At 64.1% G+C, this 12,174-nt stretch carries 13 protein-coding genes and 1 pseudogene; 10 read left to right on the top strand and 4 right to left on the bottom strand.

Annotated features, from left to right (window positions below; genetic code table 11):
* Position 1: 1 nt before the first annotated feature.
* The 3 genes and pseudogenes from CJ301_RS17830 (at position 2) to CJ301_RS17820 (ending at position 2,587) form a co-directional block, all read left to right on the top strand.
* Entirely contained in the window at positions 2–1,006 is a 1,005-nt protein-coding gene (locus CJ301_RS17830) for an IS110 family transposase (RefSeq protein ID WP_099278696.1), read from the top strand.
* A gap of 315 nt (positions 1,007–1,321) precedes the next feature.
* Positions 1,322–2,253 (top strand): annotated as a pseudogene (locus CJ301_RS17825) (IS5 family transposase).
* A gap of 130 nt (positions 2,254–2,383) precedes the next feature.
* Positions 2,384–2,587, top strand: a complete 204-nt coding sequence (locus CJ301_RS17820; RefSeq protein WP_099278695.1) for a hypothetical protein — start codon at positions 2,384–2,386, stop codon at positions 2,585–2,587.
* Here CJ301_RS17820 and CJ301_RS17815 read toward each other — a convergent pair.
* Positions 2,577–3,464, bottom strand: coding sequence for a LysR family transcriptional regulator (locus CJ301_RS17815; RefSeq protein WP_254050200.1), 888 nt, complete (start codon positions 3,462–3,464; stop codon positions 2,577–2,579). The two genes, CJ301_RS17820 and CJ301_RS17815, sit on opposite strands and share 11 nt — an antisense overlap.
* 100 nt (positions 3,465–3,564) lie before the next feature.
* Between CJ301_RS17815 and CJ301_RS17810 the strand changes: the two genes are divergently transcribed.
* Together CJ301_RS17810 and CJ301_RS17805 are read left to right on the top strand one after the other, a co-directional pair.
* The gene (locus CJ301_RS17810; protein ID WP_099278693.1) at positions 3,565–4,308 is read left to right on the top strand and encodes a DUF4386 domain-containing protein; all 744 of its coding nucleotides are present in this window, start codon (positions 3,565–3,567) and stop codon (positions 4,306–4,308) included.
* Positions 4,305–5,018 (top strand): NAD(P)-dependent oxidoreductase, encoded by a 714-nt coding sequence (locus tag CJ301_RS17805; RefSeq protein ID WP_099278692.1) that lies wholly within the window; start codon positions 4,305–4,307, stop codon positions 5,016–5,018. Before CJ301_RS17810 ends, CJ301_RS17805 begins: the two co-directional genes overlap by 4 nt.
* 104 nt (positions 5,019–5,122) lie before the next feature.
* Here the strand turns inward: CJ301_RS17805 and CJ301_RS17800 are convergent, their stop codons facing one another.
* The gene (locus CJ301_RS17800; protein WP_099278691.1) at positions 5,123–5,827 is read right to left on the bottom strand and encodes a helix-turn-helix transcriptional regulator; all 705 of its coding nucleotides are present in this window, start codon (positions 5,825–5,827) and stop codon (positions 5,123–5,125) included.
* A 64-nt stretch (positions 5,828–5,891) separates the two neighbouring features.
* On the opposite strand from CJ301_RS17800, the gene CJ301_RS17795 reads away from it, so the two are divergent.
* Positions 5,892–6,500, top strand: coding sequence for a glutathione S-transferase family protein (locus tag CJ301_RS17795; RefSeq protein WP_099278690.1), 609 nt, complete (start codon positions 5,892–5,894; stop codon positions 6,498–6,500).
* 241 nt (positions 6,501–6,741) lie between these two features.
* Here the strand turns inward: CJ301_RS17795 and CJ301_RS17790 are convergent, their stop codons facing one another.
* Both CJ301_RS17790 and CJ301_RS17785 read right to left on the bottom strand, forming a co-directional pair.
* Positions 6,742–7,674, bottom strand: a complete 933-nt coding sequence (locus CJ301_RS17790; RefSeq protein ID WP_099278697.1) for an IS5 family transposase — start codon at positions 7,672–7,674, stop codon at positions 6,742–6,744.
* A gap of 359 nt (positions 7,675–8,033) precedes the next feature.
* Positions 8,034–8,723, bottom strand: coding sequence for an outer membrane protein (locus CJ301_RS17785; protein WP_099278689.1), 690 nt, complete (start codon positions 8,721–8,723; stop codon positions 8,034–8,036).
* A gap of 747 nt (positions 8,724–9,470) precedes the next feature.
* On the opposite strand from CJ301_RS17785, the gene tnpA reads away from it, so the two are divergent.
* The 4 genes from tnpA to CJ301_RS17765 all read left to right on the top strand — a co-directional run bounded on the left by tnpA (position 9,471) and on the right by CJ301_RS17765 (position 12,145).
* Positions 9,471–9,881 (top strand): IS66-like element accessory protein TnpA, encoded by a 411-nt coding sequence (gene tnpA, locus CJ301_RS17780; protein ID WP_099278688.1) that lies wholly within the window; start codon positions 9,471–9,473, stop codon positions 9,879–9,881.
* Complete coding sequence (gene tnpB / locus CJ301_RS17775) at positions 9,878–10,228, top strand: IS66 family insertion sequence element accessory protein TnpB (protein WP_067630184.1); 351 nt, start codon at positions 9,878–9,880, stop codon at positions 10,226–10,228. Before tnpA ends, tnpB begins: the two co-directional genes overlap by 4 nt.
* Before the next feature lie 61 nt (positions 10,229–10,289).
* Positions 10,290–11,921 carry an IS66 family transposase gene (gene tnpC, locus CJ301_RS17770; RefSeq protein WP_099278687.1) on the top strand — a complete coding sequence of 544 codons (1,632 nt, stop codon included), beginning with the start codon at positions 10,290–10,292 and terminating at the stop codon, positions 11,919–11,921.
* 2 nt (positions 11,922–11,923) lie between these two features.
* Positions 11,924–12,145 carry a hypothetical protein gene (locus CJ301_RS17765; RefSeq protein WP_099278686.1) on the top strand — a complete coding sequence of 74 codons (222 nt, stop codon included), beginning with the start codon at positions 11,924–11,926 and terminating at the stop codon, positions 12,143–12,145.
* Positions 12,146–12,174 lie beyond the last annotated feature (29 nt).

Raw genomic sequence — 12,174 nt, 5'->3', positions numbered from 1 at the left:
TCTGGATCTGGCGAAGAACGTGTTTCAGGTGCATGGAGCTGATAGCTCAGGCCATGCGGTCATTCGCAAGAAGCTGCGCCGGGATCAGGCCCTTGCTTATTTCAACCAAGTGCCACCGTGTGTCGTCGCCATGGAGGCCTGTGGCGGCGCTCACTTCTGGGGCCGCGAAATCGGCAAACTGGGCCATGAGGTGCGGCTGATCCCGCCGGCCTATGTGAAACCCTTCGTCAAGCGGCAAAAGAATGATGCCGCTGATGCCGAGGCGATCTGCGAGGCGGCGCAGCGTCCGTCGATGCGCTTCGTGCCGGTGAAGAGCGAAGCGACCCAGGGGGCTGCCATGGTCTTCCGTGTCCGGGAGCTTCTGGTCCGACAGCGCACCCAGGCGATCAACGCTTTGCGCGGCCACTTGGCCGAGTTCGGGGCGGTCGTGCCGCAAGGGGCGGCGAATGCTGCGCGCCTGGTGGCGCTGGTGGAGGATCGGGGCAGCGGCCTACCCGACGACGCACGAGGCACCTTGGAAGTCTTGGTCGGAACGCTGGCGCAGCTCAACGCCCAGATCGGAAAGCTCGATGCCGAGATTGCCCGTCGCGCCAAGGAGAACGACGTCGCGCGACGGCTGATGACGGTCCCAGGCATCGGCCCGCTGATCGCTACGGCGATTGCGGTTTTGGCGCCCCCGCCGGAGACGTTCCGAAGAGGTCGGGACTTTGCCGCCTGGCTCGGCCTGGTGCCGCGACAGAATTCAACGGGCGGCAAGCAGCGACTTGGTGCCACCACGAAGATGGGCGAGCGATCCTTGCGACGCCTGCTGATCATTGGTGCCAACAGCGTCGTCAGCAAACGACACGTTCACAAGGAGGCGCAGCCGGGCACCTGGCTGGGCGGCCTGCTGTCGCGCAAGCCACCAATGTTGGTGCGGGTGGCACTGGCCAACAAGATGGCGCGGATCGTCTGGGCCTTGATGGCCAAGGGCGGCGTCTACAAGTCTCCGGTCGCGATGGCGTAAGCCAGCGTCGGCCGCGAGGGCGTCGGAGCGAAAGAGGGCAAGGAGTTGTATGGCGCAACGGTCGTGAGACGGGATTGGGAAAACCAGTGTGCAACAAAGTGCCATCGAGCACGCGGCGTTGATTTGGACCCGACCTGCGAACACCATAAGGGCCGGCGGCATGTAGGGCCGCATCAGAGGCCGGACACATGTCAGCACCCGACGACGCGCCAAGATCAGCTCTGAAAACACCTCTTGCGCTTGGGGCGGTTACACATGTTGCAAATATCGGTGAGGGGGATTCACTGAGCGGGTCCTGACGGTTAGCTCGGGTGCATGCCGAAGCCTTCCCCGACCCGCTACCGCACGACGAACTGGTCCGACTACAATGCAGCGCTGCGCAAGCGGGGCTCGCTGTCGGTCTGGTTCGATCCTGAGATGGTCTGGCACGCCGGCAAGACCGGCAAGCGTGGCCGACCTGAGATCTTCTCGGACGCTGCGATCCAGACATGCCTCACCCTGAAAGTGCTCTTCGGTCTTCCGCTTCGGCAGACGGTCGGCCTGGTTGAAAGCCTGATCCAGATGGCGGGGCTCGACTGGCCGGTTTCGGACTATTCGACGCTGTGCCGCCGGCAGGCGCGGATTGCGGTGCAGGTCCCGTATCGCGCGTCAGGACAGCCGCTGAATCTGCTCGTCGACAGCACCGGCATCAAGTTCCGGGGTGATGGTGAGTGGCAGGCCCGCAAGCATGGCCCGTCACGTCGGAGGCAATGGAGAAAAGTCCATCTCGCCATGGACGCGGGCACCGGGGATGTGCGCGCGGTCGAGTTCACCTCGAGCCGTCAAGGCGACAGCCCTCTGCTGCCGGATCTGCTGGCGCAGATCCCGCCGGAGGAGGCGATCGGCACGGTCACCGCAGACGGCGCTTACGATACACGACGATGCCATGGCGCGATCATCGATCGAGGCGCTGATGCTGTCATACCATTCGCCGCAATGGCCGTGCCTGGAAAGAGGACTGCCCTTCTGCTGCCGCGCGAAACGAGATCCTGCGGGCAACCCGGCGCTTGGGCCGGACGCTCTGGAAAAAGTGGGCCGGCTATCACGTTCGAAGTCGGGTCGAGGCTGTGATGAACTGCCTGAAGCTCTTCGGCGAGAGGATCATGTCACGAGACCCCGATCGCCAGACCGCCGAAATCCAGATCCGCATCGCCATCATGAACCGCTTCTCGGCCCTCGGCAGGGCCGAGATCGAAGCCGTCCGCTGAAGAAAGGCGGGAAAGGGGGCAGTCATGCCCGGGGCTGCTTTGTGCAACATTCCCCCGGACATGTGTGGATGCCCATCCTGCCGCTACCGTGGCCGACTTTCTCACCGCCGTTCTCACATGAGCTTCCCACATGCTGCACCTGCTCGATGTCCAGGACGCATTCTGCCTCGCGCGACTGCGCGACCGCAATGTGCGAGGCGATCATCCCTCCACTGTCTCGGACGCGCAGTTCCGGCAGAATGCCGACCACTTCGTCGCGCCAACTTCGCCCGGGGAGATCGAGATCCGGCTGCACGGCTCGGAGCGATACCTGACAGCCAGCCTCAGACGCTGAAGCCGTCCGCCAGCGCATCGAAGACCACCCTTAAACGGCGAGACCGCGCGATATCGCGATGCGCGACGAGCCAGATCGGGAATGCGATCGGCTCAAACCCCGGCACGGCGCGCTCGACTATCTCGTCAGCATCGCCGATGCGATCGTCGAGGATGCCGATCCCCATCCCCTTGCGCACCATCTCCCACATCACCGTGAAGTTGCGGCAGCGATAGGGAAAATTGGCCTGATCGAGCGAAAGGCCCTTCGCGTTGAGCAGGTGCATGAGGCTGTTGTTCGCGTCGATCTCGATAAAATCGGCGGCACTGTATCCTGCCGCCGAACCGGGCCGCCCGAGCCTGTCGAGATAGGCAGGTGTCGCATAGAGCCGCGCCATCGCGTCGCGGACCTTGCGCGCGACGAGGTCGGGTTCGGTGGGTCTGACGTTGCGCACCGCGATGTCGGCCTCGCGGCGCGACAGGTCCGACAGGTCATTCGAGACGACGATCTCGATGCGGATTCTTGGCTCGGCGGCGTGCAGCCGTTCGAGGATCGGCGGCAGCAGGTAGCTGGCATAGGCATCCGAGGCCGAGATCGCCACCTCGCCCTCCAGCGCCTCGGTCTGGCCCCATGCGGCAAGCGACAGGGCACGAGCGCCTTCCCCCATGAGACGGGCGTGTTCGAGAAGCTCGTGTCCCGATGGCGTCAGGCGCAGGCCCCGGCCGGACCGCTCGAACAGCGCCACGCCAAGCTCGGCCTCCAGCGCCTCGACCTGCCGACCAAGTGTTGGCTGCGCCAGCTTCAAAGCGCGGGCAGCCGCCGAGAGCGAGCCTTCCTCGGCCGTGACGAGAAAGGCCCGGGCCCGGTTCCAATCGAAGGTGACGCTGCGCCAATCCATGCGGATCTGCATATCAGCTCGGCAAGACCGGTCAATTCTCTGCGAGGGCAGGTGGGCGTAGGATGGGAGCAGTCCGCAGCCATCGCCAGGAGGTGCTCTCATGCTCTCTTTTCACGATCCATCCTCCCGAGCTTATGCCCGCCTGACCGGCGCGCTTTACCTCGTCATCGCCTTTGCCGGGGGCTTTTCGATCCTCTACGTGCCGGGCGCGCTGAACGTCACGGGCGACCCCGCCGCGACCTTCGCCAACATCGCCGACAGACGCGGCCTGTTTCACGCGGGCCTCGTGGGCGACGTGGTGATGATGACCGCCGAGGTGCTCGTCTCGGTCATGCTCTACTTCATGTTTCGCCCGGTGAACGCGACGCTGTCGCTTGCCGCTTCCTATGCGCGGCTGATGATGGTTGCGGTGATGGCGGCGATGCTGTTCTTTCATGCCGGATCGCTGGCCTTGGCCGATGGCCGGGTGCCGCTCGACAGCTTCAGCACAGCGCAACGCATCGAGCTGGCCGGCCTGCTGCGCCATGTCCACGACGCGGGCGTCTGGAGCTGGCAGGTCTTCTTCTGCCTGCACCTGATCCTTCTGGGCACGCTGGTTTTGCGCTCGGGGCTCTATCCACGGGTCTTGGGATTTGGCCTGATCGTCGGTGGCACGGGCTACCTCGTCGACAGCGTGCAGATGTTTGCACTCCCCGAGGCCGCGGCGCTGGAGGCGCTTAAGATCGCGCTGCTGCTCGTTGTGACGCTGGCCGAGATCGGCTTTGCGCTGTGGCTGCTGTTGCGCGGCCCGCGCGTCGCATCCCATTTCGGCCTGACCCCATATCGCAAGGAGACTCCCCCATGAAACGCATCTGCATCGTCGGCATTTCCGGCAAGCTCGGGCAGTACATGACCGAACACGCGTTGGCCCTCGGCTACGAGGTTACCGGCGTCTGCCGACCCAAGAGCGTTGGCAAGCTCGAGCGGTTCAAGGGCCGCATCAGCGTGCATCCCGGCCGGACCGATGACCGCGCGGTGATCGCAAAGGCCACGCAGGGCTGCGACGGCGTGCTGGTGGTCCTCGCGCCTTGGGGCGTGCAAGACTACGCCTCGGGCACCGCGCGCGCCGTGCTCGAGCTCGCCCCGCCCCATGCCCGTCTGGTGTTCTCCTGCGGCTGGCACATCAGCCGCGACGGGAAGGATCGCTACGGCTGGAAGATCCGCGCAATTGTCAGGTTCGGCACCCCGATCCTCAGGGCGCTGCGCCTTGTCGATCTCGACGATCAGGTCCGCGCGACGGATCTCGTCTTTGCCTCGAACCGCGACTGGACGGTGGTGCGCGGCTCGGACCTCGAGGAGGGGCCGAGCGAGGGTCTGCCGATCTGGGCCCGGCACGTGGGCGATCCGCTCCTCGCGAGCAATCTGACACGGCGCACCGATTTTGCGCTTTTCATGGTGACAGCACTGACCGACCCGGCGCTGATCCACGAGGCTCCTGCCATCACCGGACGCAACGGCGCCTCAGTCCGATCCGGCGAGCCCGCCGCTGCCGGGGCTTTGCCGTCCGGACAGTGAGAGGGTTTGCTTTCTGACACGGGAGGGAAAACAGAGGGGTGATACCATCGCCTCTCCGGCTCTTTTGCGAAAGGTCTGTCCCGGGGAAAACGGCAAGGTCGCGTTTAGGTTTTCGCAGGGGAGCCTGAGGCGGCCCGCCGCGCTGCGTAGTCGCGCAGCAAAGGCACGCGCCGGGGCCTGAAGCTGCGTCCGTTGAGGCGGGCGTTCTCGATCCCGGAGGCGTGGAAGACGCGCCAATCCTGCCGCAGGCAGCACCAGACCACCACCATCAGTGTGCCCTCCGAGTAGCTGATCCCGAGGGGCCAGACCTCGCGCTTCGTGACCCGGCCCTTGAGGTCGCGATACGAGACGTCGAGCGCCAGCTCCTCCCAGCAGGCGCGCCGCAGGAGTGACATGTCCACGGGGAGCTTTACGCGCGCAGGCGGTGGGCGAAAGCTGCGGAGGACGGTGTGCATGGCCTGGCGCGATTGATCGTCGGCCAGCGTCGCGATGATCCGGACAAGCGCCGAACGGCCCGCGTCCTCCAGCGCCGCGTCGCCTGTTTGGCGCAGCTCTCCCACGGCGAGGACCAGTGCCTCGATCTCCAGCCGCGAGAAGCTTTGCGGCGGCAGGGCGGGGTCCTCGGTCAGCCGGTAGCCGACCCCGGCCTCGCCATCGATCAGGGCGCCGCCCGCGCGCAGCGTTGCGATGTCGCGGTAGAGTTGTCGTCGCGAGACGCCCGTTCCCGCCGCCAGCCGCGCGGCGGTGACCGGGGGTGGCAGGCGGCGCAGCGCATCCATCAAGCGCATGAGGCGGTCGGTCCGGGCCATGCTGACGCAAACTGTCAGCAGTCGGAGCGTATGACAAGGCATCACATCCAATCAGGAGCCTCCCATGCCGACGCTTTATCACGCCCCACAGTCCCGCTCGACGTCCATCCTCGTGCTGATCGAGGAGATGGGCATCGCCGAACATATCGACGTGATCGACGTCTCAGTCGCGCGTCAGGATGGCAGCGGCGGTCCGGACCCGCGCAATCCGCATCCCGAGGGCAAGGTGCCCTATCTGACCGACGGCAAGGATCATGTTCGCGAGCGCGGAGCCATCGTCGCCTATCTGACGGACAAGTTTCCCGAGGCGGGGCTCGGTCGGCCCATCGAGCACCCGCAGCGCGGGGCGTTCCTGAGCTGGCTGTTCTATTACCAGGGCGTGATGGAGCCCGTGCTGGTTCTCGACTGGGCGAAGATCGATCATCCCGCCCTGCGCGCGACGTTCCGCGATCTGGAGACCGTCTTTGCCCGGCTTGCCGAGGCGCTGGACGGCCAGCCCTATCTTCTCGGCGAGGAGTACTCTGCGGTCGACCTGCTGCTGTCGAGCCCGTTCCAATGGCTTTCCGATGCCATGCCGGAGCAACCCGCCATCCGAGCCTGGATCAGGCGCTGCGCTGATCGCCCGGCGTTCCACGCCGCCATGGAGCGGGAACAGGCAGCGCTGCGAGAATAGGGGCGGCTACAAGACCGTTCGGTCGGGCGAGCGCTTTCGAGGTGGAGACACCTCCGCGGTGGCGCATTCAGCTGTTTCCGCAGGCTCACCCATAGGAGATGGCGCCATGCTGCACGCGGGTTCAATGGGACCTTTGTGCTTGCCGCAGCAAACGACAGCTCTGAGCCCAATCTGACCGCATTGGTGGGGCGATGTTGTATAAAGCAGCCCCGGGCATGATTGGACCCTTTCCCGCCTTTCTTCAGCGGACGGCTTCGATCTCGGCCCGCCCGAGGGCCGAGTAGCGGTTCATGATGGCGATGCGGATCTGGATTTCGGCGGTCTGGCGGTCGGGGTCTCGTGACATGATCCGCTCGCCGAAGAGCTTCAGGCAGTTCATCAGAGCCTCGACCCGACTTCGGACGTGGTAGCCGGTCCACTTCTTCCAGAGCGTCCGGCCCAAACGCTGGGTTGCCCGCAGGATCTCATTTCGCGCGGCAGCAGCGGGACAGTCTTCTTTCCAGGCGCGGCCATTGCGCCGGATCGGTATGACGGCATCCGCGCCTCGGTCGATGATCGCGCCATGGCATCGGCGCGGATCATAGGCACCATCTGCGGTGACCGCGCCGATCGTCTCTTCCGGCGGGATCTGCGCCAGAAGCTCCGGCAGCAGCGGGCTGTCGCCTTGGCGGCTCGAGGTGAACTCGACCGCGCGCACATCCCCGGTGCCCGCGTCCATGGCAATATGAACCTTCCGCCATTGCCTCCGGCGTGACGGGCCATGCTTGCGGGCCTGCCACTCGCCATCACCGCGGAACTTGATGCCGGTGCTGTCGACGAGCAGGTTCAGCGGCTGTCCTGATGCGCGATACGGGACCTGCACCGCGATCCGCGCCTGCCGCCGGCACAGCGTCGAATAGTCCGGAACCGGCCAGTCGAGCCCTGCCATCTGGATCAGGCTTTCAACCAGCCCGACCGTCTGCCGAAGCGGAAGACCGAAGAGCACTTTTAGGGTGAGGCATGTCTGGACCGCAGCGTTCGAAAAGGTTTCGGGCCGTCCGCGCTTGCCGGACTTCTTCGCATGCCAGACCATCTCGGGATCGAACCAGACCGACAGCGACCCCCGCTTGCGCAGCGCCGCGTTGTAGTCTGCCCAGTTCGTCGTGCGGTAGCGGGTCGGGGAAGGCTTCGGCATGCCCTCCACCTAACTTTCAGGACGCGCTCGGTGAATCCCCCTCACTGATATGTGCAACATGTGTCATTGGTGGCAGCAGTCTTCGCACTTGCAGCATGGGCGCCCTGTCACGATCGGCCCTTCGCGGATTTTGGTAAAACCTCCAGCTAACCGCAGATCCGAGCCAAAAATTGTCGGCTCGACGAAGGTGCCGGGCCAAAACAGTTCATAGGGAGCAGCGAAAAGGGTGAAGAGCGCACCGAACACAGCTTGCAGAAAATTTTGCACGAAAAAACCGGCCCCGAAGAGGCCGGTTGTTCCCAGGAATGCTATCTGGGAGAGCGCCGGTGCCGAGGGAGGTCTGCCCCGACGCTATTCGATTAGAAGTGATAGGACATGCGCACGGAGGTGGTTGAGAACTCACCATCCACATCATCGATGTCGGCGACATCCTCAAAGCGGTGGCGCACATATTCGGCGCCGAGCGACACGTTCTGGGTCAGCATGTAGTCCATGCCAATGCCGTAGGCGTAGCCGGTCTCTTCTTCGGTCTCGCCAGAAGCGTCACCAGTGCCGCTGAACTCGGCATAGGCCATGCCAGCGGTGCCGTAGACCAACGCCTCCGCGAATTGATAGCCGACCTTACCCATCAGGCGAGCGGCATAGTCCAACTCGACCCCGACATCCTCACCGTCGACGGCGATTTCGAGTTCGGTTTCGCTGCCAAGGACGGCCAACTCGAGGCCGTAAACGACACGCTGACGCTGCCAGTTGTAGCCGAGATGTGCGCCGTAGGCGACATCGGCTTCGGTAAGGCTTAGCGACGGCAAATCATTGATATCGACATCGTCCAGAAGGTCTGCGGCGAGGTCTTCAAGATCCGCATCAACCCCCAACTCACCGTAGCCGAGCGAGGCACCGGCATAAGCACCGGCCCAACTCATCGCAGGAGCCACGACCGGTGCGGGCGCCGCCCCGAAAACCGGCTGCTCGATCACGGGTGCAAGGCTGCCAGCAAGAGCTGGCGACGCGAGCATAGCGAACAGGCTTCCATACACAAGTTTGTTCATAATGAATTCCCTAAACTAAACAGTTTATATTTGCGGTTTATGAGGATGTTCGGTGAACCGCCATGAGTTTCAGTCGTGGCGCGCCTTTAACTCCTCAAGGTTGCATTTCCGCAACCTTCACCCCCGCTGGCTGTAGGGGTGTATGGTATCCACACACTGCAAGTCGCAGGCCGAACTGAGGAGAAGTTCGCTTTCACGCCCTTTTTTCGGACGCCGCCGAAGCCACAGCATAAATCGGAGCGCTTTCAGTGAACGGCGGAAAGGCTGGCAAAGCCGTCCTCGGTCTGAAGGTCGGCTCCCCGCTCTTCCCTCCATGTGCCTTCGCAGGCGCAGCGGAGATTGAGCAAGTGCAGCGAACGGCAGGAAGGTCCGCTGAGCCGCCTTTGATATGGCAGGCGTTGCTGCGCGGCCCCGCCAACGGCCGCTTCAGGCTGCCCTGTGCCGCGGCACAGGGCAGCCTGCGAATGTCGGCTTCTCTAATTGGGCGTGTGGGTCAAGCTCCTCTTCCTTGCATCCTGGGATCGATGTCGCTCATCCGGGTCACGCTTCTCTTCGCAGTCTGGTCGCTCGAGCGCCGCTGCAAGCATTCGTCGGATCGGCAGTGGAGAGCCTTGCTTTGAGACGCGCTTTGTTGGCGCAGCAGACATTTTCGGCTTCATCCACGAACCTCGTCCGGTGAGGACGATCCGTAAGGCTCCGGCGGCGGCCGTCTGATCGCGGCTACGATCCGATGATAAGTCCGACGTTATGTCCGACTTTAACAACCGCCCGCAAATCGAAGTTCTTGCCGCCGCCGACGGTTCCCGCCGCCGGCACTGGTCGGACGAGGACAAGGTCCGGATTGTCGAGGAAAGCTTTATTGGCCATCGGCAATGTGCTGCCACGGCCCGGCGGCATGGCGTTTGCCGCTCGCTGCTGACGATCTGGCGCCGTGAATACCGGAACGGCGAACTTGGCGCATCCCGATCTGCAGCCTTTTCGCCGGTTAGCGTAACGCAGGACAGCCCGGGCTCGCGGCCGGGTCAGGTTGATCCCTTTGAGCCTGCGCGAGATACCCAAGTCGAGATCGCACTACCAAATGGCCGTCGACTTATCGTGCCGACCGAGCTGGAACCGGAGAAGTTGGTCCGGCTCATCCATCTGGTGGAGCGCGTATGATCGCGTTTCCAGCGGGTGTTAAGGTCTGGATCGCGGGCGGAGTGACCGACATGCGGCGAGGCATGAACACGCTGGCTCTGCAGGTGCAGGAGGGGCTTGGCCGTGACCCGCATGCCGGGGAGATCTTCTGTTTCCGGGGCCGCAAGGGCGACCTGGTGAAGATCCTGTGGCATGATGGCGTGGGCATGTCGCTCTATTTGAAACGCCTGGAGGCGGGCAAGTTCATCTGGCCGGTGAGCCGGTCTGGCGAGGCGGTGCAGATCTCTGCAGCGCAGTTGGGTTATCTTCTCGAGGGGATCGATTGGCGCAATCCACGCTGGACGCAACGCCCTGCAAAGGCAGGATAAATTAGGGTGAAAGGTCTTCTTTTTATTGGTGCCTCGCGAGCTCGGATGATAGACATCCGCCATGTCGAACACCGCTTCCGAGCTTGCGAGATTACGCGCTGCCCTGGCCGTCGCCGAGGCTCGCGCAGAGGTTGCTGAAAGCGAGCTGGCACAGACCCGTGCGGTCGTGTCCTGCTCGGAAGCGATGATCCAGGAACTCAAGCTTGAGATCGCCAAGCTGCGCCGCGACAAATACGGCATCTCGTCGGAACGGCGCACCCGGCTGATCGATCAGCTGGAACTGCAGCTTGAAGAGCTGGAAACGGCGGCAACCGAGGATGGCCTGGCCGCCGAACAGGTGGCCGGCAAGGCCACCACGGTGCGCGCCTTCACGCGCCGCCACCCTGTGCGCAAACCATTCCCCGATCACCTGCCGCGTGAGCGGGTTGTCGTCGAGGCGCCTGATGCCTGCACCTGCTGTGGCTCGGATCGGATCGTGAAGATGGGCGAGGATGTCACCGAGACCCTGGAGGTGATCCCGCGCCGGTGGAAGGTGATCCAGACGGTGCGCGAGAAGTTCACCTGCCGGGCCTGCGAGAAGATCAGCCAGCCGCCAGCCCCGTTCCATACAATCCCTCGTGGATGGGCCGGGCCCAGCTTGATCGCCATGCTCGTCTTCGAGAAATATGGCCAGCACCAGCCACTGAACCGGCAGGCCGAACGCTTCGCCCGTGAAGGCGTCGAGTTGAGCCTGTCGACCCTGGCAGACCTGGTCGGGCACGCCACTGTCGCGTTGGAGCCCATCCATGCCCTGATCGAGGACTATGTGCGGGCCGCTCACCGCCTGCATGGCGACGACACCACGGTGCCGCTTCTGGCGCGGGGCGGTGCGAAGAAGGCTCGGCTGTGGACCTATGTGCGCGATGACCGGCCCTGGAATGGGGGAGCGCCACCGGCCGCATTCTTCCGTTTCTCCCGCGATCGCGCGGCAATCAATCCCAATCAGCACCTCGCCGGATGGCAGGGGGTCCTGCAAGCCGACGCCTATGGCGGATACAATGATCTCTATCGCGCCGACCGCGATGCGGGCCCCGTGGCCAGCGCGCTGTGCTGGGCACATGCCCGCCGGAAGTTCTTTGAACTGGCGGATATTGCCGGGAACGTCCGCAAGGGCAAGCCAGCGCACCAGATCTCGCCGGTGGCGCTCGAAGCGGTGAAACGGATCGACGCCATCTTCGACATCGACCGCGAGATCAACGGGCTGGATGCCGAGGCCCGCCTTGCCGCCCGCCAGCAGCTGTCCCGCCCCCTGGTGGACAGCTTCCATGACTGGCTGCTGGCAGAGCGCGCGAAACTGTCCCGGCACAACAATGTGGCCAAGGCGATCAACTACATGTTCGAGAAGGAAGGTCGATGGCAGGCCTTCACGGCATTCCTTGATGACGGGCGCATCTGCCTGACGAACAATGCCGCCGAACGCGCCCTGCGCGGCGTGGCCTTGGGTCGTAAGTCGTGGCTCTTCGCCGGCTCCGAGCGCGGCGGTGAGCGCGCCGCCGCCATGTATACCCTCATTGTCACGGCCAAAATGAACGACATCGACCCGCAGGCCTGGCTCGCTGATGTTCTCGCCCGACTGCCCAACATGCCGGTCTCACGCGTGCCGGAACTGCTGCCCTGGAACTGGAAGTCCCAGCCCCTGGCCAAGGCGGCGTGACCATGCATTTGAACAAGCTCCATTACGTCAAAACCATCGACCGCGTTGCTGCCGAACTGGGCGAAACCGTCGATCGGATCTTCGATCTCGCCATCGATATGGAACCCGAAGATGGCGTGATCTGGGTCTACGGCCCTGGCGACGACAGCATGATCGCATTCTCTCCGTTCGGGATCGGAAACCTGCGAGAGCTCATCGAAATGGACCGGGGCCACGCCTGCTGACCTCGCCGCGGCCGCCGCCGGATGCTTAC

Origin of the sequence: Limimaricola cinnabarinus (assembly GCF_002723615.1) — a bacterium.
Lineage (GTDB): Bacteria > Pseudomonadota > Alphaproteobacteria > Rhodobacterales > Rhodobacteraceae > Limimaricola > Limimaricola cinnabarinus_B.
Note: the sequence above shows the minus strand (reverse complement) of the source record. Positions and strands in the feature narration are given on the sequence as shown.